Genomic DNA, 24,181 nt, shown 5'->3' with positions numbered 1-24,181 from the left:
AAAATCATTATATATCCGTTATAAACCAATTTAATTCTGATTTCAAGTAAAAAATTTCGATAAAAACGTATTGACAATTCGATATTAACGGATTACGATGGAATCACACCGACAGAAAGGAGTTGATCAGATGTATCAAATCACACTGCGAGCAGCAAGAGTAAACAGAGGAATGACGTTGGAGAAAGTGGCAAAGGAGGTTAAAAGAAGCGCCAAAACAATAAGCAAATATGAAGAAGATTCAACTAAGATTCCTCGGGGATTATTTTTGTTGCTTGTGAAATTGTATGATGTTCCCGAATCGATGGTTTATTGCGGCAAAGAATCCGTTTTTATCGGATTTAATCGAAATTACAGAAAGAAAAGAAATGTGTCATGAGAAAGAATGAAATCAAAAAGGAAGTCAGGATTGTATCCGAGTCGGTAGTTGATCGTAATGGAAAAGTCATCGGAGAAAAGCCGGAGGATTTTCCATCATTGACCAACAAGGCTAAAGAACTGATTGCTTATTTAGAAACAGGTCGAATTTACAAAGTTATTTAATAACTAACCACAAGGAGGGAAAAGAGCAATGCACTACCAATGCACAGCATTTATTGAATCGGAAGAGGCGACCATCACCACGAACGATGTCAATGAGTTTGATCGCCTACTCGCTGCCGGAGGGACAATGTTATGCCATCCAGAGTTATTCAGTCAACAGGACGGGGGAAACGATTTAGATCAATTGGGATCGATTCCTTATGTCGTTCAAATCCCTCGGGATAAACTGGCTCTGCTTCGGTCGATTCCCACTGATACACTCGAAGGCTATGAGACCCTACTTTCTGATTAGGTCCCGCGATTATCCAACCGGCATCCGTAAATTTTTGATCGATTTCAGCCAGTTGTTCAATCGAAAGATGTTCGACTCGAAGCTTATACTGTGCTCTCAACGTACATTCTCCTTTCCTTGGAATGGATAGCTTAGACAACTTCCATCATACCAAAGAAAGGGGAAACTTAGAAACCGCGATAGAGCGATTAACCCCTAAGGAGGTGAGAAGAGAAGATGAAGGTTAGAAACCTAACTTTGATCAATGGCGAAATATACAACTTAGCGGAAATTGATTCACCAGGAATAGCGTTGCCGGAAGAAATGGACGCCATGGTAGCTGTGAAAACTGGCAATACCACCACTTACATTAATGCGGCAATGATCATGTCATTCGAGGCGGTGGTAGAGCCGCAAATAAGAGCCGCATGGACAAATGCGAATCCCATAAGAAAGGAGCAATCAAGTGATCCTTACCGACGATGAAAAGAAACTTATAATCTGGGCGCTTGAAGCGCGGGCGGCACAGTCAGCAGGTCATGTACACGCCTTCCAAGGGAAGGAACAGTACGAGAAGTACTACAAAGAATCACTAGCAGACCTTGAGAAAACCGTTGATCTGATAAAAAAGCTTGAGGAGGTGCCATTTTGAATCAATTAACAATCAGAAATGCGAACGGCAAGCTTTTGGCAGATAGCCGGGAAGTTGCTGAAATGACGGGAAAACGTCACGACCACTTAATTCGGGATATTGATTCTTATGTAAATATCCTCAATAAAGCAACCACCCCAGATTTGGGGGCGTCAAATTTCTTCATCGAATCAAGTTATGTTGACAGCAAGGGAGAGAAACGTCGGCGCTATGACTTAACCCGAAAGGGATGTGACATGGTGGCTAACAAAATGACTGGCGAAAAAGGCGTGCTATTCACAGCAACCTATGTGACGAGATTTGAAGAAATGGAGCATCAGTTGATTGAACAAACCGTTCCATCTTACATGATCGACGACCCAATCAAACGCGCAGAACGCTGGATAGAGGAACGCAAAGAACATCAGACGTTGCAAACCAAGTCACTCATGTTAGAACAGCGTGTAGCCGAATACGAACCTAAAATCAGCTACTTAGACCGCATCTTACAATCTAAAGGCACGTTGACCATCACGCAAATCGCAAAGGATTACGGCATGAGTGGTCAGGCGCTAAACCAAATCCTGCGCGAAGAGAAGGTCCAGTATAAACAGAACGGCCAATGGCTTTTATACCGGCAGCATCACGCCGAGGGCTATACCAAATCAGAAACGATTGATATAACGCACAGAAACGGCGATCCAGATACACGGTTAAATACCCGCTGGACGCAAAAGGGAAGATTGTTCATTCATGAGATTTTGACGAAGCGCGGAATCCTGCCGGTTATGGATCGCATTAAACAAATTAGCTAATCAAGGAGGAAAAAGAATGTTTTATGTAAAGGCGCAAATCACTGACGACATCGAAATTAAAGTACCCTTGTACGGAGATTGTATTTTTACCAATTGCGGAGAGTGTGGAAAAGAAATCCCTACAGACGAGACATTTTTAGCCGAATTGATTCAAGAAGGTGGGGATTTAATCGGAAGCAACCTCTTTTGTTCGGAGTGTTCTCTTAAAAAAACACGAAATCAAATAAGGAGTTGATACCCCTTGATCGGCATACATCCAATCCACCGCAAAATGGCGTTGATTACATGGATGTCGATGAATCAAGACGGAAAAATCAAATTGGATGAAGTCGCTATTCAGATGCTGAAACCACTCTTAAAACAAAACTTGATGATGATTCAGAGACTCGATGAGCTAAAAAGCCTCTCCTATATCGCTTATATGGCGAAGGAAAACGAATGGCACCATGACATTTGCGCAAGGATAGAGGCGCTTGAAAAGGACTTGTTTGAGGTTTAGACCAAGTTTTCAGATTGATAAACTAATAAATTTTAGGAGGAATTATCAATGATTAAAGGTTGGAAAGGTTTTAACAAGGATTTGAAATGCCGGGGAATGCAATACGAGATTGGAAAAACGTTTGAAGAACCGGAAGCAGAGGCATGTGAAAAAGGATTACACTTTTGCGAATACCCATTAGATGTGCTGGGCTATTACCCACCCGCCGAAAGCCGTTACGCAGAAGTTGAAGCCGATGGAGAGATTGACCGCGATGGGCAAGACAGCAAAGTAGCTACAACTCGCCTGCATATCAAAGCTGAAATTGGTTTGCCCGGGCTTATCAAAGCTGGTGTTGATTACATCAAATCAAAAGTAGACTGGGACAATGCAAAAGAATCCAATACAGGCGATTGGTCCGCAGCAACCAATACAGGCTATCAGTCCGCAGCAACCAATACAGGCGATTGGTCCGCAGCAACCAATACAGGCGATCGGTCCGCAGCAACCAATACAGGCTATCAGTCCGCAGCAACCAATACAGGCGATTGGTCCGCAGCAACCAATACAGGCTATCAGTCCGCAGCAACCAATACAGGCAATCGGTCCGCAGCAACCAATACAGGCTATCAGTCCGCAGCAACCAATACAGGCGATTGGTCCGCAGCAACCAATACAGGCTATCAGTCCGCAGCAACCAATACAGGCAATCGGTCCGCAGCAACCAATACAGGCGATTGGTCCGCAGCAACCAATACAGGCAATCGGTCCGCAGCAACCAATACAGGCAATCGGTCCGCAGCAACCAATACAGGCTATCAGTCCGCAGCAACCAATACAGGCGATTGGTCCGCAGCAACCAATACAGGCTATCAGTCCGCAGCAACTGTAGAGGGCAAGGAATCTGTAGCAATGGCAATCGGTTATGAAAGCAAAGCAAAGGGCGCTTTGGGTTGCTGGATCGTATTGGCCGAGTGGGAAGAGCGCGAAGATGAATATCACATTAAAGATGTACAGTCAGTGAAAGTTGACGGGGAAAAGATCAAGGCAGATACGTTTTATATGCTGCAAAACGGCAAATTCGTGGAGGTTGATTAATTTGAGCGCTCAACGTTTGTTAGAACGCTGGCATGCATGGCGCAGAATATGCGAGTTACGCCGGATGCTTGAAAGTGGCCGTGTAACGGACCTTTGTTGGATCAACTTTTTGAAACTGGAAATTGAGGAACTGGAAGCAGATTTAAGGGTATTGGAGGCGGCTTAACATGTGGGTGCATGAAATGACTGACGAACAAAAGCGGGAATATGGATTCTTTAAAATCCCTGAATCTACCTTGAAGAAGCTTGGCTATAAGCCCGTTCCCGAAGGTTGGAAGGCGGTGGAAAAGCGTGGTGATGTGCGGGTGTGGCAAGGAGGCAAAATACGAGTTATACGAATCAAACCAGCCCCATTGCCTTGAATGTCTTTTAGAAGCCATTGACTGTTCTGTATATGTCCATGTTAGGAGGTTAGATGCACTTGCATATGCCCGTGAGAATCAAAGCGAAGGATGATTTTGCTTCAATGTTAGCTCTGTCTCTTGTCGGTGGTCGGTACGTTGATGGTTCATTTCCAAGATTCTGCTTTAGTTCGCCGGTCCAGCGTGCCGAATACGAACGCATCAGAAGGGATCTACAAAAGAAAAATGACCGCTGCGCCAACAGCGATCATCCAGAGCTTTAACAAAATTTATCACGAACACAATATCACATTATTTAGGAGGTTGTAAAGCCCATGCGTTTATATGAACTGTCTGAACAGTATGAAACATTGCTTGAATTGGCAATTGATAACCCGGATAGTGAGCAGTTGCAAGAGTTTTTAGTCGGCCTTGAAGGAAAGATTGAGGAAAAAATCGAGAACACAATTAAAGTGATTCGCTCTTTGGAAGCAGAGGCAAAGGCCATCAAAGAAGAAGAGGAACGCCTTAATGCTCGTCGGAAATCTATCGAAAACAGTTCTGTAAGGCTAAAAGAAAACGTCGAAGCGATCATGAAAAGAATGGAAATGGAGAAGGTGAAGGGGCAACTCTTTACTATCTCCCTCCAATCTAATCCACCCAAGGTTGTTGTGCTGGACGAATTTCATATCCCACAAAAGTATTTTATTACGCCGCAGCCGGTTCCGCAGCTTCAAAAGAAAGACATCATCGAGGCATGGAAACGGGGCAAGGATATTCCCGGCGTGCAGGTTGTACAAGAAAAGTCTTTGAGAGTGCGGTGATTATATGAGTGAACTTAATTTGTGGCAAAAGCTTGTAAAAGTGCGAGAAGTGGCTGGGGGATTCTCCAAAGATACTAAGGGCTATGGTTACTCCTATGTATCGGGAAATCAGGTGCTGTCCAAAATCAAAGACAAAATGAACGAACTTAACCTTTTGCTTCTTCCTTCAACGCAAGTCGGCGAACACCATACCCACGCTTACAAGACAGCAAAAGGCAAAGACGCGCTAGATTTCGTGGTCAAGGGCGAAATGTCCTACACCTGGATAAATGGGGATAACCCCACAGAAAGGGAAACAGTCACCTGGGCCTATTACGGCCAACAAGACGAGATTTCCAAAGCCTACGGATCGGCATTGACTTATAGCGAAAGATACTACCTCTTAAAAAGCCTGGGCTTACCCACCGACGAAGATGATCCAGATGGTAAGGACAGCAAAGGCAATGAACCAGCAGCTAGAGAACAGCCAAAGCAACCGCCATCAGCACTTAAGGCGAAATGGAAACTTCTCAATAACAACAGCCTGGAAGGGTTCAATGAATGGGTTGCTAAAAAGACGGGAGAAAAATGGAGTTATTCCGATATGGAGCAGGCATTGATTAAGAAAATTCAAGAGAAAAAAGCCGGGGAGGAAAACAACCAATGATGAATAATTGGAGCGGAACGGGGCGTCTTACACGCGATCCTGAACTAAGATATAGCGCTAATGGTACAGCAGTTACAAAATTCACATTGGCGGTTGATCGCGGATACACTTCCCAAGATGGAACGAGTGCGGATTTTATTCCTGTCGTAACCATGAAGCAACTTGCCGAAACGGCGGCTAATTACCTTCGTAAAGGGCGCTTAGTTGGGATTGAGGGCCGTATTCAAACGAGAAGTTACGAAGGAAATGACAATAAAAGAGTATTTGTCACAGAAGTATTAGCCTATAGACTTCATTTTATTGAATCCAATAAAGAGAACAAGCCAAAGAGTGACGACCCTTTTCAAGATGACGGAAAGCCGATTGACATTTCAGATGATGATCTTCCGTTTTGAGGAGGCGCGCCATGGCTGACATCGATCACTACCTCGAACAGATCGTTAAATTGCGTCAGGAGGCTGATTCTCTTTCCGACGACAATCCCGGCGCACTTATGCAAAAGATCAATCTATTATCAACCTGCGTGATGTATATAGGGCGAGTATCTAGCCAAGTAGATGGCGATTATAAACGCCATTATGCCGATCGTAAACTGCAATATGCTTTAGCCTATCGTGAAGCCAAGGGCGGCAAAGCGGCAGCGGCAGAAATAGCGGTGGCAAAGATGCGGCAGAAAGAAGCCGACTTGTATCAAGACATGATGCGCTGGAGAAATGCCCTAACATCTACCACGGAAGAATTACATGCCTTGAAACTGAAAATGCGGATTGATTATCAGTTAGGGGTGAACTGATATGTATGATTTCGGATTTCATCCAGCGCCAAAGCCAGGGAAAACGGAAAGGCGCAACAAGGTTGAAACCCCTTCGCGAAAGCGCAAGAAAAAAGAGAGTGAATTGACCAAAGAACAGGTCCGGGAAGAAGTCAAAAAGCGCGACGGAAATTGGTGCCTCATTAGCGGCAAGCCCGGGCCTGGGCTTCACCTTCACAGAGTCGAGTATGGCGGAATGGGAGGCGGCGGTGGCAAATATGAGGTTTGGAATTGCGTCTTACTTTCAAACGAGATGCACCAAATCGTTCACTCCAACAAAAAGGTTTTTATGCCCTTATTGATACAGTATTTGAACGCTAAGAAGCACGGCCAAGACCCAAGCAACATTCTAGCAAAATTACGAAGTAAGGCAAAAGAGTAGGTGGTGACATGAAAGGCGCGTTTCAAACGAGCCGGGAAATTTTTGAAAATCCGATATGGCAAGACATCCCTAAGTTCCGAATTTTTTTCTATATCGTTGGCAATGCCGTTTATGCCGAGGAGGGGGCCGTTGTCGCTGGTGTACATTTACAGCGCGGCCAATTCCTCCGAGCATACCGGAACCTGATTAAAGATTTGGAATATATCGAGAACCGTTCCGTTAAAAGATACTCACTTTCAGTTATTTCAAGAAAAATTGATCAATTAGTCAAAGAAGAACGATTGAAAATTGAAGACACCGAACTTGGAACGCTGTTCACGGTCGTTAATTACGCGCAGTATCAGGGTTTTGACTACTACAAAAAGAGAACTTGGGACAGCGTTGGAACGGACTTGGAACGCAGTGAGAACGGGGATGGAACGGAGTTGGAACAGGGATGGAACAATAATAATAAAGAGAATAAAGATAAAAAAGAGAAAAATAAAAAAGATAGTATACCCAAAATTCAATTCTCGGAATCCGTTTCTCTTACTCAATCTGAATACGATCGGTTAGTTTCAGAGTTTGGGGAAGGAACGACTAAACAAGCAATAGATTACCTTACCTCTTACAAAGAGGAAAAAGGGTACAAAACGAAATCAGACAATCTTACAATTCGTCGCTGGGTAATCGACGCAGTAACAAAGAAAGGAGGATCATCCTTTGGAAAGCACCAAGGAAATAATGGCACAACTACAGGAACGAGTAAATTTGCTGCGGCAGACAAAAACAAACCATTCGACCCAAGAGAACTTGAAGAACTTGGACTCCAATGATTGTCCTAAATGCAAAGGTGCGGAAGGATTCTTCTACAAAGTCGATGGCGCGGAATACTGGCGAGATTGCGAATGTGTCGTAAAGCGTAGAACGGAACGTTTGATACAAGCCAGCCAGATAACGGATAGCTTCCGGCAAATGAGTTTTGACAACTTCGATTGGAAAACTAGACCGATCGTTGTACAACAAGCTTTTGCAACAGCTTTTAAATACTCAAAGGAGTTTGAAATGGTCCGAAAGGAACGCAGCAATGGACTTTGCTTGCTCGGGAATCCAGGAGCGGGTAAAACGCATTTGCTTATGGCGACAGCAAACAGCCTCTTAAATCGTGGGATTGAAGTCATTTACTTTCCTTGGGTTGAGGGGTGCGCAGACCTAAAAGCGAGCTTCGATCTTCTTCCGGAAAAGATTTATCGACTCCAAACGGTTGAAGTGCTTTATATTGACGATCTATTCAAAGGACGACAGAAACCTACAGACTTTCAACTTGAGCAAATATTCGCAATTATCAATTACCGCTATTTAAATCAACTGCCTGTCATGATCAGCAGCGAATGGACGATTGCCCGGATGTGTGAATTTGACGAGGCGACAGGAAGCAGAATTAACGAAATGTGCCGGGAGTACAAAGTCGTGCTAGATGAAGATGGGCTGAACTACCGGCTGAAAGACGAGGTGTAAAAGTGGGAGCTTGGACTTGGATAATTATTTACTTGGCGATCGGGTTAGCAATTGGAGCATTCATTCAACTTTTTGTAAACAACATTGCTAGAAAGGTAGACAATGCAGAATATGACGAGGAAGAACAGAGAGAGGTCCAAGAAGAAATTGAAAATATAAATAAACTGTTTCGGGATGCCAATGTTACTATGCCAGTTTACTACTCTTTACTGGCGTTGTTGTGGCCGTTAGCATTTGTTTTCTTGTTCAAGGAGGCATTTAATAGTGAATCACATTGACGATTACGAACTGTTCGATAAAGACCCGGAATTATTTATACAAAAAGGGCGTGAAGCGTTTGAATTCAAATCGCAAGAAATACGAAGCGAAGCGGCAGCAGCGGGAAATGAAAGCGACCTTCGATTCATTCGAATATTTACTCCGAGAGAAGTTAGAGGGCGCGGACCAGATTCTAGCGCGGATTGATTACGAGGTATCGGGCTTAGGTGTATCGGTAAAAATGCGCCGCGAATATGTACGGGCGCGGTTGATTGAGATGATCGCAGATATCGCAGAAAAACGGGAGGCGAAGAAAAATGCATTGTAGAATGCCAGGATGCACAAGGTTAGCAAGTAAGCATTGGCAGTTAGTGGACGTTTGCAGATATCATCACGAAGCTTTGCAAAAGGAAACCCAAAAATTTTACGCATACAAAATAACAGCGCCTGAACGGGTGCTATACCAACAAATCCAGAAAATTAAGGAGGAACAAAAACGATGACAAGATTCGTGGGAATTGACCCAAGTGGAGAAACGGGAATTGTGATTTTAGACAAAGACGGAAATTACTTGGATGGCTTTGAGATCGCATCTAAGGCCTTGGACAAAACAGAAAAGATCGACGATATAATAACGGAAATTGTAATCAACCTTGAATTTGACGATGTAATTGCAATCGAGGGTTTTAGCTACAGCTCCAAGGGGAAAGGGATTGACTTTCAATTCGGCCTAGGCCATGCGATCCGTCTCCAGTTATTTAGAACGGGAATGAAATGGATCGACGTTGCCCCGACACAAGTCAAAAAGTTTGCAACCGGCAACCACCAAGCAGCCAAAGATAATATGAGCGTCCCCATCTTCAAACACTGGGGCTTTGAGCATCCATCAAATAATGTCCGCGATGCCTATGTGCTTGCTCAAGTGGCCCGGGCGGTAAAGTTGGGTACAGCAACAACCAAATACCAACAGGAAGTCATACAGGCGATCCTATCACCTCAAAAGACGAAGCAAAAGAAAGGCAAGGTTGCAAACACGTGATGCGAGCGCCGTAATCGCCACGTACAGACGTTTTAATAGTTCGGTAGAGTATTTGCTAGGGTAAAACTTAGAGGCCCCTCACAAAGCCTCCTAGAGCGTCACAACCATAATACAAAGTATACAGGGATTGAAACTAAGTTAAGGAGATGGTAAGGATGCCAACAGGATACACAAGTTCGATTTATAACGGAGAAGAAGTAACGGTTAAGGATTTCGTTTTGAAATGTTCCAGAGCTTTCGGAGCGCTTGTCATGATGAGAGACGAACCGATGGATGCGGAAATACCTGTATTTGAGCCAAGTAGTTACTACCTTGAAAGTTTGGAAAAGGCAAAAGAACAATTGAAAAAATTAACATCACTGAGCAACGAAGAAGTCGAGAAACTGGCAGAAGAAGAATACCAAAATAAGGTTGAAGAATATCAAAAAAACCTCAAAAAAAGAAGAGAGTTAAGAAATCGCTATGAAAGGTTATTAGCCGAAGTTAACGCTTGGAATCCTCCATCAAACGAACACAAGGGACTAAAAGAATTTTGTATAAAACAACTTGAAGATAGTATCGATTGGGATTGCGACGAAAAATATCTAACCCCTCCGGTTCGACTTAGTGGCGAAGAATATCGGAAATCTGGAATTGTTAAGGCGCATAAGGAGATCGCCTATTACTCCAATGCACACGAAGAAGAAGTACAGCGTACGAACTCGCGCAATCTATGGGTTAAGCAATTAAAAGATTCTTTGGGGGAGGAATCCAAATGATAGGAAAAGCCAGTGAGATCAAAACAAAGAGAGTGTTCGATACTTTTGATACTAAAAATAGATATTTTGGAATTGACGAGATGATAAACCGCGCATTAAGTGAGCTTCAACCAAATGCTGAAATTTTGAAAATTGAATATCAGGCTGTTAGTTCGAACAGTGGTGACAATCACTATGCCCTCATCATCTACAAGGAGGCTAAAGAGGATGCCTTGGAATGAACTCAAGAAAATTGCCAAAACGAGAAGACGGCATGAATGCGCTGGTACTGGGAAAATCATACCGGAAGGTTCGAAATGTTGGCACTTTGTTGGTGAGTGGGAGGGCGAGTTTCAATCCTGGTACTTAAGCGAGGAAGCAAAACAATTTATGGATGCTCACCCCGAGTTTTTTAACAATCCCGAAGGTTATGAGTGTCAAGAAATCGGTGAAAGAATGCGAGAGTTTAAGGAGGTTTCCCATGATCAACAATGACCGGATACAAGAGATAAAAGATCGACAGGCGAATATAACGACCGGTAAATGGCACGTGCAACCAGGAGAGCATTACTATGCCGTATATTCTTCACAAGAAACAACATTGACTGTGGTGGCAAGCAGAATCATGCCTAATGATGTAATGGCTATCGCTCATGCTCCAAGGGATATAGCCTATCTCCTATCCGAAGTAGAACGCCTACAAACGGAACTGGAGCAATGGAAACAAGCAGCCGAGACACAAAAGAACAATAACCTAGCGATATTAAAAGAGCGCCGAGATTTGAAAGCAGCGTTGTCGAACATAGCCGAATCAGAAGATGAATGGTACGTAGGCAGAATTCCAATGCGAGAATATGCCCGTACTGCCCTATCCCACCTGAAAGGATGAATAAACGGATGAAAGAAATACGAGAGTTTTGGTCAAACATCGAAAACGTACGGAACGCAAGCCCGGAAGACATCCAAAGTGATGTACTGGCCTATCTGAATTTGCTTACCGAGAAGGACGCAACCATAAAACGGTTAGAAACCGCACTCTTTACACATCAAAGTTACGACCAGACGGCCGGCGAATTACATGAGGAAAATGAGAGACTTCGCAAAGCACTAGAAGAAATACTGTTCGAATGCGGACAAACCGGGCTAGAGAAGACGTACTATGAATCGATAGAGGGAATTATAAAAATTTGTCGTGCTGCTTTAGGGGAAAGTGATAAGGAATGAGATGGTCAGAAGCTGCCGTGTTAATTGTAGCATTGATTTGTTTCACCGCTTTGCTTATCGCACTCAATATTTTTTAGCCCCTATACGGATATAGAAGAGTAGACACAAAAAAGCGAAGGAGGATGAAAGAGTATGAACATTGAACACGAATGCCCGATATGTGGGGCTGACTTGGATTACTGGGGCGGTGTAGCATCTTGCCCGAATGATGATTGCAATTTCGAACGGCCAATGGCGCCTGATGAGTTGGAGGTTTGACACAAATAGCGAAGGAGTGAACGCATAATTGAAACGGCATGAGGTTTTAAAAGCCTTAGATAATATCTATGAAATGTCAGATGAATCCGTGAAAGAAAACTCTGAATATATCCGAAAGGTCGCGATTGCGGCATACAGCCTAATTAAACAGAAATATCCAAGTAAACCACGGGTTCAAAAGAAAAGGTAGCGCAAACGACAGGGAGGGACATATGAGTACACGAAGCCCATTGATTTGGTTTGGCGGAAAAGGGAAGGTGGCCCAACACATTATTAGCAGAATGCCAAATCACACATGTTACGTAGAGCCATTTGGGGGGGCTGCGCACGTAATAGCCCAAAAGCCGCCAGTATACAGCGAAGTTTACAACGACATTGATGGAGAAGTCGTCAATTTTTTAACAATGGCCATAAATGAACCGGATCGACTTCAAAAGGCTTGTGACGACCTTCCTTATAGCCGAGCGATTTATGAAAAGTGGAAGCGAGAGCAGCCGCCGGACGATGATTTTACTCGAACTGTACGATTCTTCTATATAAACCGGTCGGGGATTGCAAAAGGTAATTCAGATTCGGTATTCAGCACTGATACCGGTTGGCGACACAGCAAAGAGCATAACACGGCCCGGACCTATAGATCAGCTTGCGAGATCATACCGGAGTTCGCGAAGCGCATGAAATCGGTCATGATCGATAACCGAGATTTCCGGGACATTATCCGGGTATACGATGCGCCTTACACACTCTTTTACGTTGATCCGCCATATTTGGGCCGGGAAAAGTATTACGCCGGGAATTTCACAGAACAGGACCATCGGGATTTGGCGGAAATGATGAACAAAATCCAAGGCAAAGCAATCATTTCGTACTATGACGATCCGTTATTACACGTGCTGTACCCAAATTGGTATAGAGAAACGTTCCAAGCAGCACGGCAAGTGGTGAACGGAAATAACAATACAGCAACAGAACTGCTACTCATGAACTTTGATAATAGGCAATTAACGCTGTTTTAGCTAAAAGTATGCACTAGGCCGAAGGCCATCGTTTCCGACCGAATATGCACAGCGAAGCGATGGCCGAATAAGGTCTAGGTCAGGGAGGGAATAAAGCAATGAGAGATTATAAATTCAGAGCCAAGGCCATCGAACAATTTGTAGATGGAGATCAATGGGTTTATGGATTTGGTGTAAGTGTAGTAAAACTCACAAGTGGAAAATCGCAATGTTGGATGTACACAGATGGTGGAGTGTACGAAGTCGATCCCGAAACAGTAGGTCAATACACAGGAATCAAAGATAAGAACGGCAAGGAGATTTACGAGGGGGATATCTACCATCAAGGGGATAGAAACATTCTTTACGTTGTCGTGTGGGAAGACACCGGACTAATCGGAGAACAAATAGGCACTCGTAGTTATGCGGGGTTGCAACATTGGAAAGACAGAATCGAAATCATCGGCAATCGCTGGGACAATCCCGACTTATTAGGGGAGGTAAGAGAGAGATGAATAAACAACCAAAGCTAATAGATGAGCTTATAACTGACATGAAGTCAAAGGCGGCAAAGATAGCAAGGGAACGAGACGAAACCACAGATGCCGACCGCTTTATGTATCTGGATGGAAAAGAGAGTGTTTTGCGTTATTACATCACAGAATTGGAGTCTGGGAAGTTTTCCGATCCCATCCCCTTACCAACCATAAAGCCTAAAGATTGGGTTAGGCATAGATCAATTAGAACCAAAGGATTTGTTATTGAAACGTCTGATATTGGAGCGCTAATTTATTGGGAAACTGGGCAAAGATCGTGGTATCCATATGATTATTTGGAGGTAATATCCCATGACTAACAAATGCGGAGATAATCGAAAATTGAGAAGGAGTGACCTCCCTAAATTCGAAAGCTGGCTCAAGAAAAAGGGTTGGACGGTAGGAGTACCGTCAGGGAATTTTGTGGTCCTTCGTGCGCGGAAAGATAAGCGATTTGTCACTCTTTACGGGGCGCCAAATCATGAACACTTATCATGGACGAAGATACATGATGAAATCGTAAACGAGTTTATGGGGGAGGTATAAGGATGTTATGTCAAGATTGCCGAAGAGGAATGATCTACTGCGGCTCGTGCGATGAAGAAGCATATTTCAGATTCCATGAATACAAAGAGGCAAAATGTTTTGATTGTGATGGTAAAGGATGGATTGTTACCACGGGCGTTAATAACCTCCCCGAGCAGGAGAGGTGCCAAGTATGCGATGGAGAAAAAACACTTATGTACTCCAAAGAAGAATATGAGATACATTTTGGCAAAGGAGCAGATGTTAATGCATGACCCAAGTTGGACAAGGCAAATAACGATAATTTGCAATGGATGCAAAGAAACTCATGAGGCTGAAATATATGCCTCTGCAATTCCGCACCAAATCAATACTGTATATCAATTATGCGATAACTGTAAGCAAATACAAATTAATGAACCGTGCAAACATTGTGGATTCGACTATGGATTTATCGTGGATTATAGAGATGACGGTACGGCATATGAATTTTGTCATAATTGTGGTGCTGAAAAGGAGGTATCCCATGACTAAACAGGACAAATTCTTTGAAGGATATAAACCCGACTTTCTTTCTGCCATTGGTAACAAGCCCAACTATGAAACGGTTTGTACAGCCCTAAACAACACATGTGTCACCTTACAGAAACACAAAGAACGCGCTGATTTCGCCGAAAAATTAGCTGTTGAGCAGACTAAGTTAATCCTTCAAGCAGAAGCCCAGGAAAAGAAACTACGTGAAGCACGTCCTATTGACGAATGGCATGAAGATTATGGCGACGCGCTTTGGTGGGCGTTTCCCATTGAGGAATCCCCGTATTGCGGCAATCCCCTTGCCTCAGATTGGCCCGGATACCACACACACTGGACGCCTTTTGTAGTGCCAGATAAGGAGGAAGAAGCAAAGTGAAGGAACTAGCGCTAACCAAAGATCAATATGACAGAATTATGTCGGCTGTATGGGTTATGCATCGTTTTGGCGGTCTATCAGATGAAGCGTGGGACAACCCGGAACTAATGGATAAATGCAAGAACATTAAATATGTAAGACCAAACTGGGATATGCGCGATGGACTTTGTTTTTCCATCAGGTTCGATGGACTTTTCGGAAAAGACGGAACTATCACATTTAATTCAGGGTATGGCGAAACGGTACCAATGTACGACCGGATCATGGAGTGGCTAAACAGTTCAATGGTCAAGGAAAAATAAGCATTAGCTATGAAAGGTAGTGAAGAAGCATGAAAATGGATGAGGTTCAGAAGTTTATCGCAAATAATCAGCATCAATTAGGCTATATCATGGGTGAGGCAAGCGGGTTGTGGATTGCTAAAGACCCGATCGGAGCATTAACGGTGGGTGAATGCAATTATTTTATCCAAAAGCATGGGCAATATCACGAATTGCTAGAAAAAATCGAGAAGTTGGAGAAAGAAAAGTCGGGATTGATACCGTGGGTGAAATATGACCCAACAGACAGAAGCATAGAAAGCCACGTTGACCACATTGTTACAAACGGACATAAAACATTGATAGCCCAACGCGCAAGTGTTCCCGGAACCGGGAGATACAGTTGGATGATTAACAACACGTTGATAGATTGGGTAACTCACTACGCGAAAATAAACTTGCCGGAAAGAGAGTTACCGCCTCACTTTAAGGATATGACTTGGTTTACACCCGAAAGCGAGGGAGAGAAATGAGGATCGGTAAATGGGAATTGACGAAAAACTTTGAAATGAAAAGATTTGGACTCGGCACATACATCGATTTAAGAATTGGTTATATCGATATTTACCTTGGACCGCTCGCCTTACGCTTACGAGATTATGACGAATTGCCGTTTTAGGCCATATAAACCAAAAGGAGGGAATGCGATGAACAACCCTTCAATATTTGAAAACCCATGCCCTATATGCAAGAAAAAGGAAGCAACGCTGTTATGCGACTACGTAACCGAGTATCACAGCCAATCAATCATATTTGTTAATGGCCCCTATGCAGCCTTTAAAGCAGCCAATGAAGGACCTAGGCTGGATACATGTGATCTTCCGATGTGCGAGGAATGCGCGAAGCACATAACCGATGGAGTTGATTTCTGCCCTCATCATTACAAGTTGCACCAGCAAGTGCAGTTACCGGACAAGTTGAGGAAATATCAAAACAGGCAAAAGCAGCAACAGCGCAAAGAAATGTATGGCACTCAATCATAAACCAAAGGGAAGAGGAGTAGTAAAGAGTGAAATTGTACAAAAAAATCCTTGATATGAACCAATCAGGTTTCATCGCAAAAAGCTTGGCTGATTTGGACCTACATACTGAGTCCGAATCTGGATTTTGGACGGTCGGGATTGTGGGCGAAAACCTAATCTACCAGGATGAGGAAACTGCTGAGCATCATCGAACAGAATTTCTTGTAGCAATGGTTCCTGGTACACCGGAAGAATGCCGCGATCAAATGATAGCACTTGAATTATTTGCATCATCAACTGATTAAACCAAAAGGAGAGGATAACAATGGCAAAGTATAAAGTATGGGGAAACTTCACGGGAGCGGTATCAATAACCATAGAGGCTGACAGCGAAGATGAAGCTTTTGACAAAGCATATGCAGAGTTTCAAGGAATCGGTTCATTCGTCGGAAATGGTGGAATTGATAAGCTTATCGGGGTATACGAAGACAATGAATCTATCGATGCCGATGGCGCAGAAGTTCATTGGAATGAAGCAGAAAAAGTAGAAGAATAGGCCGAACGGCCTCCAATCTACTGAATACGCACTTTGAAAATTGAATAAGTACGGCGTTAGTAGTATATTTTTCTTGAGAGGTGATACCGATCTATACTCGAGAACAAGTGGATTACCTCCATGACACCTTGATAGATTTGTTAATCTCCTGTATGCGATCTGGTCACATTCCTATTGTAGTCCCTAAAATTGGTGATTGGTGCATTGAATGGACTTCATTAGTGATTGATCATGATCATTGTATAGGGAGATTAACAAAAATTCTCGCTGATGGAGAATATGAAATTACAACCATCGGTGGAAAGGTAGTCACATGGAGGAATGCTGAACTCGCAAAGATACCCGACAAGTACATGAGGAACAAAAATGATGCCGTACTGTTTGAATAAAGCAGCTACGGCATTTTTTATTTCTATTTTGGGAGGGATACCATGTCACCAGAACAAGCAAAGGTAACAGCGTCAAGTTATTGGGTGTGGACAGAGAAGGCCGAGAAAGCCGATCCAAAGCGCCATAGAGCCGGGGAAAGGGTTTGGGAGCATTATGCGCTTGAAGCGCCTCAAAAGTGGCTGGACGAGGGCTTGATAGTAGATAGAAGCGAATACACAGCGGAAGGGCAGGCGGATTTGTTTGAATTTATGTAGTATAATACAAGTAAATGGCAAAAATACTGACCGTTATATTTAAAAACCATGTAAAATAGTGCAAAAAAAAGGGGTGTAGACGTGAGAGCAGAAGCCAAAGACGTATATCAATTAGCTTTGATGGAAATTAACCGCGACGAAACCCGTAGACGTACAGAAAAAGAGCTTGAGACAGCGAGGGTATACCAAAAGATCGGCTTTGTCCGCAGAGAGATTAAAAACACTCCTAACTACGAACCGCGAGAACACCAGGGAACAAACGCAATCAGCAAACCGTGTGAAGACGTGGCTGTTTGGAACGTGGACAACGAGGCGCGGTTAAGGCAAGCGTATGAACGAGTGCAACGCGGTTTAAACGGGTTGAAGCGAGTAGAGCGGCAAATCATCGAAATGCGGTACTTGGAAGGTGAAGACATAACAGATTTCCAAGTATACATGGAATTGCACTTATCGGAGCGCAGTTATTACCGCAGAAAGTCGGGGGCGCTGTACAAGATGGCATTTGCTATGGGGCTTGAAGTGTACATCACAGATGAAACCGCAAACCAATATCTGAAAGGAGGTCAGGGTATGAATGAGGCCCGAGCATTTATCAACGATTACGGTAAATTTTGTGATGAGACTTACAAAATCGAAGGTCATCATAACGTTTTGATCTTGGCTAACCCTGATTTTAGGGGAGTTTTAATTAACGACGAACTTTTGAAAACTACATTCAGGATGACACCGAACGAAGATGGATCGTTTTATAACATGGTATTTGACCATCAAATCATTTTCACACCAGTTGTCGAAACCTATGAATTTGTAAATTGTGGTTATGACAACAACTTAAAGATTGCCTTGAAGCCATATCAAGAAAAAGAAAGAGAAAGAATAGCGCGTGAGTACCTGAAAAGACTAAGCAATGAGTATTAAAAAAAGTGGCAGGATTTTGGCAGACATTTGGCAGGATATTAGACAAAATACCTGTTATGATTGTATTGTGGGAAATTGAATAAGGGACACCATAGAGGTATGAATACCTTGGTGATATGGCTGGCGAATTAGCTGGCCTCTTTTTATTTGTGGTGAAAAGTTCCCGAGCGATTTCCCCTATGTGGGGCGGACTGGGCGATCCCGGGCTGCTTCATACAAAAGTGCATGACGGCGCGCCTTAGGGCGGTAAGCTGCCGTGCTTATATACCGATGCGCTCACGGTTAAATGAGCGCTTTTATATTGCTTTTACCTCATTTTTGTTACTCCGTTCCTGCTAAAGGTACAGGCTAACAACCTGTGCGCCTCCTTTCAGCCGTGATCGCAGCGGTTAAGGTTCGGATCGCGAGCGCTTGCCGACCGCGTTAATAAGTGTCGGTGTACATAAAAAACGAAGGGAGACATATCGAAATGAAATACCGAAAAAAACCAGTTGAGATTGAAGCATTTCAATGGACCGGGGAATCAGGTGAAATTGAGGTGCCAGAATGGTTTGCTGAATATACCGGAAAGCGATGTAGTCCCTTTGTACAAAACAAATTCGGTGAAAGTGTAGTGCTTATAGAAACGTTGGAAGGAATCATGACGGCAGAACCTGGAGATTACATCATCAAGGGAGTTAAAGGTGAATTATACCCTTGCAAACCTGATATATTCGAAATGACATACGAACCTGTTTAGTCGCTCAAATGAGCGGCTTTTTTATTTGCAACAAAGGGGGTGCAAAGATGCCAAAACACATATGGACACCGGAAGAAGATAAACGCCTAGACGAACTAAAGGGTACAGGTACATACGCCGAGATCGCCGCGAAGCTAACAAACGAATTTAGCGTTGTGATCACATCGGAAGCCGTCCGGAAGAGGATAAAACGAGGAAGGATAGCGGAGCAAGCACCTGCCGGATATAAAGAAACTGTCGAGATATTAGCGGATGGATCACATAGGTCGGATAAGCTGCTAAGAATGTCGGCAGAGCAGAGTAAAGACGTTAACTTTTTGCTCAAGGCGCATGGCTATGACTTAGATGTTTGGGAGCTTGTGAGTGCGAGGAACAACATTTGGAATGTTTACAGTAAGCAGGACGGCGTACAAACGCTTTATAGTAGCAAGATCACTGTCAAACCGAAAGTAAGTGCAGTTAATTGGGACGACATCATCAAGAAGATTGAAACAATAAAGCCGGTATACATTGAGAGAAGGCCGAAGGAATCAGCCAAATACCTCAATGTCCCTTTATTCGATATGCACTTTGGAATAAGCAACTACGAAACATACAAAGAGACGCAGCGAGACATAGCGCTATTGCTTGAACAAGGATATAAAGAAGTGTTATTCATCATAGGTCAAGACCTTTTACACAATGATGATATGCGCGGACGAACATCAAGCGGTCGGGAAATTGAAAAAGTGAACATGGAGAGAGCGTGGGAAGATGCCACGCTTTTTTATATTCCGCTAATTGAACTTGCTTTGGACAAATGCCAAAAGGTGAAGGTTGTCTATTCGAAAGGCAATCACGACGAATCAATGGGCTGGGCCTTTGTAAAATGCCTAGAGGCCAGATATCCGCAAGTGGGCTTTGATACAAGGTTTAAAGAGCGTAAGGCCCACATGCTGGGACATAACTTCATAGGCATTAACCACGGAGACAAAAAGAAGATTGAAAAATTACCAGAAAACTTTTCGACAGAGTTCCCGTTGGAATGGTCGCGGGCCAAAACGAGAGAGTTATTCACCGGTCATGAACACCATGAAAAAGTAATCGATAAAGGCGGCGTAGTGATCCGTAGAATGCCGACAGGAAATGAAATCGATACATGGCACGATGATTATGGATATACAACAGCACATAAGCGATTTGAAGTATTTGAGTATACGGAAGATAAGGTATTGAGAATTCACTATGTGTGAGGTGACAGGACGTGAATTGGATAGAATGGACTGTTATGATTATCAGATTGTTATTGGTTGTTTGTGGGGCTTTGATTGGTTTTATAGCCAATAGATATTACCAGCGCGGTCAATATCAACAAGCCATCTATGGCGTGCTGCTTGTTATCTTTATTGTGCTTTGCATTAAGTGATTTACAAAACCAACTCAACAATGGTGGTGGTGATAATGTAATGACAGAAAATTACGTTTTGGCCGAGCGGGATTACTTGTCAGGCATGAAATATCAAGAGATAGCAGATAAATATGAGGTTTCAATAAATACTGTTAAGAGTTGGAAGCAACGTTACGGTTGGAGTCGCAAAAAGGGTGCACACAAACCGAAAAGTATGCACACAAACAAAGGTGGCGCACCTCCCGGAAATCAAAACGCTAAGGGCAATAAGGGTGGCCCGGGTGGTCCAAAAGGCAACAATAAGGCGGTTACTCATGGTTTTTACCGCAAATACTTTCCTGATGAAGCATTAGAAATCATGGAGCATATAGCCGAGCAATCGCCGCTTGATATGCTTTGGAATAACATCGTCATTCAATACACGGCTATTATTCGGGCGCAGCAAATCATGTATGTTCGTGATCGTGATGATAAGACCATTGAAAAGATCGAGGAGAAAGACGGAAACGTTACTGGCGAGCGTTGGGAAGTACAGCAGGCATGGGATAAACAGGCGACATTTCTTTCGGCACAATCAAGGGCTATGTCGGAACTTAGGGCCGCGATCAAGCAATTCGTGAGTGCTGCTCCCGAAGAGGATGAACGGCGCGAAAAACTAGAACTAATGAGGCTGCAAGTTGACAAGACGAAATTGGACATTGAAAAAACGCGGCTGGAGCTTAAGGATATGCGCGGCGAGAATGACAACGATCCTCACACATTAGGTTCTAGTTATGCCGAAGCGTTGAATGCACAGACAGAACAAGTTTTTGCAGACGAGGTAATAGATGATGCGAAAACGTAAGAAGACAACAACATTCAAATTTCATCCTTTTAGCAACAAGCAAAAAAAGCTGTTAATGTGGTGGACCGATAAAAGCCCTTATAAAGACTATGATATGGTCGTGGCCGAGGGTGCTATTAGATCGGGAAAGACAATAGCCTGCATCGACTCTTTTGTTACTTGGTCGTTAGACAAACACAGGAATCAAAACTTTATCATTGCTGGTAGATCGATGGGGGCGCTCAAGCGGAACGTTTTGGAACCTATGTTTCAAATACTGACCGCAAAGGGCATTGATTACCATTATCATCGATCAGAGAACCCGCACATCATAATTGGCACGAACACTTATTACCTTTTTGGAGCAAGTAACGAGGCGAGCCAGGATACATTACAGGGGTTAACGGCAGCGGGGGCTTATCTCGATGAAGTGGCACTATTTCCTAAATCGTTTGTGGAGCAAGCAATAGGGCGTTGCTCTGCTGAAACTGACGGCAATGGGGCTAAATTGTTTTTTAACTGTAACCCAGAAGGGCCTTACCATTGGTTCAAAGTCGAATATATCGACAAAGCAAAAGAGAAAAAGATATTAGTCCTGCATTTTACAATGGAGGATAATTTGTCGTTGTCCGAAAAGGTTAAAGAAAGATTCCGCCGCATGTTCAGCGGGGTTTTCTTTAAACGCTACATCCTGGGATTGTGGGTGATGGCGGAAGGCGTTATATACGACATGTTTAACAAAGACAAGCATGTTGTAAAAACGATTGATCGGCCATACACACAGTATTATGTGAGTTGCGACTACGGGACGCAAAACCCGACTACATTCGGTTTGTGGGGCCAATGTGATGGTGTTTGGTACAAGGTAAAAGAATACCACTACGACGGACGCGCGAGTAGCCGACAAAAAACGGACGAGGAATATTGCGATGATCTCATAGCTTTTGTAGATAAGTTGTCGATTAAAGGTGTAATTATCGACCCTTCGGCAGCTTCTTTTATTGCCGCTATTGAAAAACGCCGTTTATTCCGAGTGATAAAAGCGAACAACGATGTAATTGACGGCATCAGGAACGTGGCGTCAGCCCTTGTAGAAGGGATTATAAAATATAACGATTGCTGCAAAGAAACATTTCGAGAATTCAACTCTTATATATGGGATGAAAAGGCATCCCAAAGAGGTGAAGATAAACCAGTTAAGGAAAACGATCACCAAATGGACGGTGATCGTTATTTTGTGAATACGATCGTAAAACGCAAGCCTAGCGTATGGTTTCCTGCGGCAAAAGGACGGTGATTAAATGACGTGGATTGACTTGAATCTTATGAACGATCAACAAGACGAGATCGAGACGATATTACGTACCGGCGCTATGTCGGTTATGGACCTAAAGCAAATCGTTTATTCGCGGGTTTCTGAGTGGCGAGCATCCAAAGATTACAAGGCGATTATAGACGGAGAAAACTACTATAAAAATAAGCATGATATTCTAAACCGTGAGCGTAAAGCGGTCGGCGAATCCGGGGCGCTGGAGCCGGTGCAAAACCTTGCTAATAACAAGCTTGTCAATGGGTTCCCGAGAAAGTTGGTCGATCAGAAAGTAGGATATTTGCTTTCTAAACCAATAACAGCGCAGACGGAGAGCAAAGAGTACCAGGAAATCCTAACCAAGAAGTTTGATAAAAAATTCATGCGCCAATTGCAAACGCTCGGTAAAAATGCAATCAATGGCGGATTAGGATGGCTGCATCCTTATTATGATGAAACCGGGAATCTGGCATTTATGGTTATTCCCACGCTGCAATGCGTACCGTTTTGGAAAGACATAGCACACACCGAATTGGCTGCAATGATCCGGTTTTATGAAGTCGAAGTGTACGAAGGGACGAAACAAACGGAGTACACCAAATATGAGTGGTGGGACGAAAACGGCGTCAGGATGTTTGTAGATGCCGGTAATGGTATTGTTCCTGATGTTGAGAGTGGGGAGTATAGGCCGCACGTGGTGGCAGCAAACAAGGATGGTGTGCAGAAAGGTTACAACTGGGAGAGAGTCCCCTTTATAGCGTTTAAATACAATGACGATGAATTGCCGCTTGTTACCCAAATCAAATCCCTGGTGGATGATTACGACCGTAATAAATCGGACAATTCCAACAACCTGGAGGACCTACCAAACAGCATTTATAAAGTTAAAAACTATGGTGACGTCAACGGTGCAGATTTCCGAAAGAACATCGCGCTTTATCGTGTTGTGTTCTACGACAAAGATGGTGATGTTGATACCGTAAACATCGAAATCAACACAGAGGCCTATAAGACTCACCAAGAACAGAACCGGAAGGACATATACGAATTCGGTCGAGGTGTTGATACCCAAGCCGACAATTTCGGGAATGCTTCTGGCGTGGCATTGAAATTCCTTTATGCTGACTTGGACATGGACTGCAACATCATTGAAACAGAATTCCAAGCGGCGTTGGAACAATTGCTCTGGTTTATAAATACCGATCTTAAAAATCGCGGCGAAGGTGACTTCTTTAATGAGGAGGTCACTTTTATTTTTAACCGGGACATTATCATCAACGAAACTGAAGCAGTCAAAAACGCAAAGGATAGCATGGGCGTTATTTCCGACCGAACGATACGGGCTAACCATCCGTGGGTGACCGATCCGCAACAAGAAGAAGAATGGATCGAGGAAGAGGAAAAGGCTGCGCTGAAACGACGAGAGTCAATGGGTTATGGAGGCCTGGGAGGGGGTGAACTGGATGCTGGAGGCGAAGACAACAAGGTTGTTGAATGAGTTGATCCAGGGCATGACGCGGTTTTGTATCGAGACATACAAGTCCAATCAGCCAATCGCATCAGAGGATTTAAAGGCACTGGCGGAGCTTGTCTCGGCTGTAAATGTGCCGCCTGAACAACCTTCAGGTGATCCAGTTCCAGTCATTGGGTTCGTTGCTCCTGTTGGTGATGGTGACGACGAATGAGGTCGGAGGAATACTGGGC

General features: G+C 43.6%; 45 protein-coding genes. All 45 read left to right on the top strand.

What is annotated here, in order from left to right; all coding sequences use genetic code 11:
- The first annotated feature begins 130 nt into the window (after positions 1–130).
- The 45 genes from EHV15_RS05390 (at position 131) to EHV15_RS05190 (ending at position 24,162) form a co-directional block, all read left to right on the top strand.
- Positions 131–379 carry a helix-turn-helix domain-containing protein gene (locus EHV15_RS05390; RefSeq protein WP_128630336.1) on the top strand — a complete coding sequence of 83 codons (249 nt, stop codon included), beginning with the start codon at positions 131–133 and terminating at the stop codon, positions 377–379.
- Positions 376–543, top strand: a complete 168-nt coding sequence (locus EHV15_RS36350; RefSeq protein WP_178075771.1) for a hypothetical protein — start codon at positions 376–378, stop codon at positions 541–543. The genes EHV15_RS05390 and EHV15_RS36350 overlap by 4 nt, the downstream gene beginning before the upstream one ends.
- A gap of 28 nt (positions 544–571) precedes the next feature.
- Positions 572–835: a hypothetical protein gene (locus EHV15_RS05385; RefSeq protein WP_128630335.1), complete on the top strand. Its 264-nt coding sequence runs from the start codon at positions 572–574 to the stop codon at positions 833–835.
- Between the two features lie 216 nt (positions 836–1,051).
- Entirely contained in the window at positions 1,052–1,300 is a 249-nt protein-coding gene (locus EHV15_RS05380) for a hypothetical protein (protein WP_128630334.1), read from the top strand.
- Positions 1,281–1,466: a hypothetical protein gene (locus EHV15_RS05375; RefSeq protein ID WP_128630333.1), complete on the top strand. Its 186-nt coding sequence runs from the start codon at positions 1,281–1,283 to the stop codon at positions 1,464–1,466. The genes EHV15_RS05380 and EHV15_RS05375 overlap by 20 nt, the downstream gene beginning before the upstream one ends.
- Positions 1,463–2,260, top strand: a complete 798-nt coding sequence (locus EHV15_RS05370) for a phage regulatory protein/antirepressor Ant (protein ID WP_246061332.1) — start codon at positions 1,463–1,465, stop codon at positions 2,258–2,260. The genes EHV15_RS05375 and EHV15_RS05370 overlap by 4 nt, the downstream gene beginning before the upstream one ends.
- A 16-nt stretch (positions 2,261–2,276) precedes the next feature.
- Positions 2,277–2,495 carry a hypothetical protein gene (locus EHV15_RS05365; RefSeq protein ID WP_128630332.1) on the top strand — a complete coding sequence of 73 codons (219 nt, stop codon included), beginning with the start codon at positions 2,277–2,279 and terminating at the stop codon, positions 2,493–2,495.
- 6 nt (positions 2,496–2,501) lie between these two features.
- Positions 2,502–2,759: a DUF7667 family protein gene (locus tag EHV15_RS05360; RefSeq protein WP_128630331.1), complete on the top strand. Its 258-nt coding sequence runs from the start codon at positions 2,502–2,504 to the stop codon at positions 2,757–2,759.
- Positions 2,760–2,807: 48 nt separating this feature from the next.
- Positions 2,808–3,836 carry a DUF7666 domain-containing protein gene (locus EHV15_RS37150; RefSeq protein ID WP_128630330.1) on the top strand — a complete coding sequence of 343 codons (1,029 nt, stop codon included), beginning with the start codon at positions 2,808–2,810 and terminating at the stop codon, positions 3,834–3,836.
- Between the two features lies 1 nt (position 3,837).
- The gene (locus EHV15_RS36335) at positions 3,838–4,002 is read left to right on the top strand and encodes a hypothetical protein (RefSeq protein WP_178075768.1); all 165 of its coding nucleotides are present in this window, start codon (positions 3,838–3,840) and stop codon (positions 4,000–4,002) included.
- Between the two features lies 1 nt (position 4,003).
- On the top strand, positions 4,004–4,198 hold the full coding sequence (locus tag EHV15_RS36330; protein ID WP_178075767.1) for a hypothetical protein: 195 nt from the start codon (positions 4,004–4,006) through the stop codon (positions 4,196–4,198).
- Between the two features lie 59 nt (positions 4,199–4,257).
- Complete coding sequence (locus EHV15_RS36325; RefSeq protein ID WP_178075766.1) at positions 4,258–4,461, top strand: hypothetical protein; 204 nt, start codon at positions 4,258–4,260, stop codon at positions 4,459–4,461.
- Between the two features lie 51 nt (positions 4,462–4,512).
- Complete coding sequence (locus tag EHV15_RS05350; protein ID WP_128630329.1) at positions 4,513–5,001, top strand: siphovirus Gp157 family protein; 489 nt, start codon at positions 4,513–4,515, stop codon at positions 4,999–5,001.
- A gap of 4 nt (positions 5,002–5,005) precedes the next feature.
- The gene (locus EHV15_RS05345; protein ID WP_128630328.1) at positions 5,006–5,647 is read left to right on the top strand and encodes an ERF family protein; all 642 of its coding nucleotides are present in this window, start codon (positions 5,006–5,008) and stop codon (positions 5,645–5,647) included.
- Complete coding sequence (locus EHV15_RS05340; RefSeq protein WP_128630327.1) at positions 5,644–6,042, top strand: single-stranded DNA-binding protein; 399 nt, start codon at positions 5,644–5,646, stop codon at positions 6,040–6,042. The genes EHV15_RS05345 and EHV15_RS05340 overlap by 4 nt, the downstream gene beginning before the upstream one ends.
- 11 nt (positions 6,043–6,053) lie before the next feature.
- Positions 6,054–6,440, top strand: a complete 387-nt coding sequence (locus tag EHV15_RS05335; RefSeq protein ID WP_128630326.1) for a hypothetical protein — start codon at positions 6,054–6,056, stop codon at positions 6,438–6,440.
- 1 nt (position 6,441) lies between these two features.
- On the top strand, positions 6,442–6,840 hold the full coding sequence (locus EHV15_RS05330; RefSeq protein ID WP_128630325.1) for a hypothetical protein: 399 nt from the start codon (positions 6,442–6,444) through the stop codon (positions 6,838–6,840).
- An 8-nt stretch (positions 6,841–6,848) separates the two neighbouring features.
- A complete protein-coding gene (locus tag EHV15_RS05325; RefSeq protein ID WP_128630324.1) occupies positions 6,849–7,655 on the top strand; it encodes a hypothetical protein in 807 nt (268 codons plus the stop codon).
- Positions 7,564–8,337, top strand: a complete 774-nt coding sequence (locus EHV15_RS05320) for an ATP-binding protein (RefSeq protein ID WP_128635191.1) — start codon at positions 7,564–7,566, stop codon at positions 8,335–8,337. The genes EHV15_RS05325 and EHV15_RS05320 overlap by 92 nt, the downstream gene beginning before the upstream one ends.
- A 2-nt stretch (positions 8,338–8,339) precedes the next feature.
- Complete coding sequence (locus tag EHV15_RS05315; RefSeq protein ID WP_128630323.1) at positions 8,340–8,615, top strand: hypothetical protein; 276 nt, start codon at positions 8,340–8,342, stop codon at positions 8,613–8,615.
- Positions 8,616–8,674: 59 nt separating this feature from the next.
- Positions 8,675–8,923, top strand: a complete 249-nt coding sequence (locus EHV15_RS05310) for a hypothetical protein (protein WP_128630322.1) — start codon at positions 8,675–8,677, stop codon at positions 8,921–8,923.
- A 171-nt stretch (positions 8,924–9,094) separates the two neighbouring features.
- On the top strand, positions 9,095–9,634 hold the full coding sequence (locus EHV15_RS05305) for a hypothetical protein (protein ID WP_128630321.1): 540 nt from the start codon (positions 9,095–9,097) through the stop codon (positions 9,632–9,634).
- Positions 9,635–9,789: 155 nt separating this feature from the next.
- Positions 9,790–10,392 carry a hypothetical protein gene (locus EHV15_RS05300; RefSeq protein ID WP_128630320.1) on the top strand — a complete coding sequence of 201 codons (603 nt, stop codon included), beginning with the start codon at positions 9,790–9,792 and terminating at the stop codon, positions 10,390–10,392.
- Positions 10,389–10,613 carry a hypothetical protein gene (locus EHV15_RS05295; RefSeq protein ID WP_128630319.1) on the top strand — a complete coding sequence of 75 codons (225 nt, stop codon included), beginning with the start codon at positions 10,389–10,391 and terminating at the stop codon, positions 10,611–10,613. The genes EHV15_RS05300 and EHV15_RS05295 overlap by 4 nt, the downstream gene beginning before the upstream one ends.
- Positions 10,600–10,866 carry a hypothetical protein gene (locus EHV15_RS05290; RefSeq protein WP_128630318.1) on the top strand — a complete coding sequence of 89 codons (267 nt, stop codon included), beginning with the start codon at positions 10,600–10,602 and terminating at the stop codon, positions 10,864–10,866. The genes EHV15_RS05295 and EHV15_RS05290 overlap by 14 nt, the downstream gene beginning before the upstream one ends.
- A complete protein-coding gene (locus EHV15_RS05285; protein WP_128630317.1) occupies positions 10,853–11,260 on the top strand; it encodes a hypothetical protein in 408 nt (135 codons plus the stop codon). Before EHV15_RS05290 ends, EHV15_RS05285 begins: the two co-directional genes overlap by 14 nt.
- An 8-nt stretch (positions 11,261–11,268) precedes the next feature.
- Positions 11,269–11,595 carry a hypothetical protein gene (locus EHV15_RS05280; RefSeq protein ID WP_128630316.1) on the top strand — a complete coding sequence of 109 codons (327 nt, stop codon included), beginning with the start codon at positions 11,269–11,271 and terminating at the stop codon, positions 11,593–11,595.
- A gap of 470 nt (positions 11,596–12,065) precedes the next feature.
- On the top strand, positions 12,066–12,869 hold the full coding sequence (locus EHV15_RS05275) for a DNA adenine methylase (protein ID WP_128630315.1): 804 nt from the start codon (positions 12,066–12,068) through the stop codon (positions 12,867–12,869).
- Between the two features lie 98 nt (positions 12,870–12,967).
- On the top strand, positions 12,968–13,363 hold the full coding sequence (locus EHV15_RS05270; RefSeq protein WP_128630314.1) for a YopX family protein: 396 nt from the start codon (positions 12,968–12,970) through the stop codon (positions 13,361–13,363).
- On the top strand, positions 13,360–13,704 hold the full coding sequence (locus tag EHV15_RS05265) for a hypothetical protein (protein WP_128630313.1): 345 nt from the start codon (positions 13,360–13,362) through the stop codon (positions 13,702–13,704). Before EHV15_RS05270 ends, EHV15_RS05265 begins: the two co-directional genes overlap by 4 nt.
- A gap of 277 nt (positions 13,705–13,981) precedes the next feature.
- Positions 13,982–14,443, top strand: a complete 462-nt coding sequence (locus EHV15_RS05260; RefSeq protein ID WP_128630312.1) for a hypothetical protein — start codon at positions 13,982–13,984, stop codon at positions 14,441–14,443.
- Positions 14,436–14,819 (top strand): hypothetical protein, encoded by a 384-nt coding sequence (locus tag EHV15_RS05255; protein WP_128630311.1) that lies wholly within the window; start codon positions 14,436–14,438, stop codon positions 14,817–14,819. The genes EHV15_RS05260 and EHV15_RS05255 overlap by 8 nt, the downstream gene beginning before the upstream one ends.
- Positions 14,816–15,121: a hypothetical protein gene (locus tag EHV15_RS05250; protein WP_128630310.1), complete on the top strand. Its 306-nt coding sequence runs from the start codon at positions 14,816–14,818 to the stop codon at positions 15,119–15,121. Before EHV15_RS05255 ends, EHV15_RS05250 begins: the two co-directional genes overlap by 4 nt.
- A gap of 29 nt (positions 15,122–15,150) precedes the next feature.
- Positions 15,151–15,612 (top strand): hypothetical protein, encoded by a 462-nt coding sequence (locus EHV15_RS37145; RefSeq protein WP_246061329.1) that lies wholly within the window; start codon positions 15,151–15,153, stop codon positions 15,610–15,612.
- Positions 15,613–15,786: 174 nt separating this feature from the next.
- On the top strand, positions 15,787–16,122 hold the full coding sequence (locus tag EHV15_RS05240) for a hypothetical protein (protein WP_128630309.1): 336 nt from the start codon (positions 15,787–15,789) through the stop codon (positions 16,120–16,122).
- Positions 16,123–16,148: 26 nt separating this feature from the next.
- Positions 16,149–16,406 (top strand): hypothetical protein, encoded by a 258-nt coding sequence (locus tag EHV15_RS05235; RefSeq protein ID WP_128630308.1) that lies wholly within the window; start codon positions 16,149–16,151, stop codon positions 16,404–16,406.
- Positions 16,407–16,426: 20 nt separating this feature from the next.
- Positions 16,427–16,657, top strand: coding sequence for a hypothetical protein (locus tag EHV15_RS05230; RefSeq protein ID WP_128630307.1), 231 nt, complete (start codon positions 16,427–16,429; stop codon positions 16,655–16,657).
- A 431-nt stretch (positions 16,658–17,088) separates the two neighbouring features.
- Entirely contained in the window at positions 17,089–17,301 is a 213-nt protein-coding gene (locus EHV15_RS05225; RefSeq protein ID WP_128630306.1) for a hypothetical protein, read from the top strand.
- Positions 17,302–17,382: 81 nt separating this feature from the next.
- Complete coding sequence (locus EHV15_RS05220; protein ID WP_128630305.1) at positions 17,383–18,219, top strand: ArpU family phage packaging/lysis transcriptional regulator; 837 nt, start codon at positions 17,383–17,385, stop codon at positions 18,217–18,219.
- A 469-nt stretch (positions 18,220–18,688) separates the two neighbouring features.
- Complete coding sequence (locus tag EHV15_RS05215) at positions 18,689–18,958, top strand: hypothetical protein (RefSeq protein ID WP_128630304.1); 270 nt, start codon at positions 18,689–18,691, stop codon at positions 18,956–18,958.
- Between the two features lie 47 nt (positions 18,959–19,005).
- Positions 19,006–20,190, top strand: coding sequence for a hypothetical protein (locus EHV15_RS05210; protein WP_128630303.1), 1,185 nt, complete (start codon positions 19,006–19,008; stop codon positions 20,188–20,190).
- A gap of 213 nt (positions 20,191–20,403) precedes the next feature.
- On the top strand, positions 20,404–21,189 hold the full coding sequence (terS, locus tag EHV15_RS05205; protein WP_128635190.1) for a phage terminase small subunit: 786 nt from the start codon (positions 20,404–20,406) through the stop codon (positions 21,187–21,189).
- The gene (locus EHV15_RS05200) at positions 21,176–22,465 is read left to right on the top strand and encodes a PBSX family phage terminase large subunit (RefSeq protein ID WP_128635189.1); all 1,290 of its coding nucleotides are present in this window, start codon (positions 21,176–21,178) and stop codon (positions 22,463–22,465) included. The genes terS and EHV15_RS05200 overlap by 14 nt, the downstream gene beginning before the upstream one ends.
- Before the next feature lie 4 nt (positions 22,466–22,469).
- Entirely contained in the window at positions 22,470–23,975 is a 1,506-nt protein-coding gene (locus tag EHV15_RS05195) for a phage portal protein (protein ID WP_246061327.1), read from the top strand.
- Entirely contained in the window at positions 23,941–24,162 is a 222-nt protein-coding gene (locus tag EHV15_RS05190) for a hypothetical protein (RefSeq protein ID WP_128630302.1), read from the top strand. The genes EHV15_RS05195 and EHV15_RS05190 overlap by 35 nt, the downstream gene beginning before the upstream one ends.
- Positions 24,163–24,181: the final 19 nt, after the last annotated feature.

The organism is Paenibacillus oralis, from assembly GCF_003863965.1.
Taxonomy (GTDB): domain Bacteria; phylum Bacillota; class Bacilli; order Paenibacillales; family Paenibacillaceae; genus Fontibacillus; species Fontibacillus oralis.
Note: the sequence above shows the minus strand (reverse complement) of the source record. Positions and strands in the feature narration are given on the sequence as shown.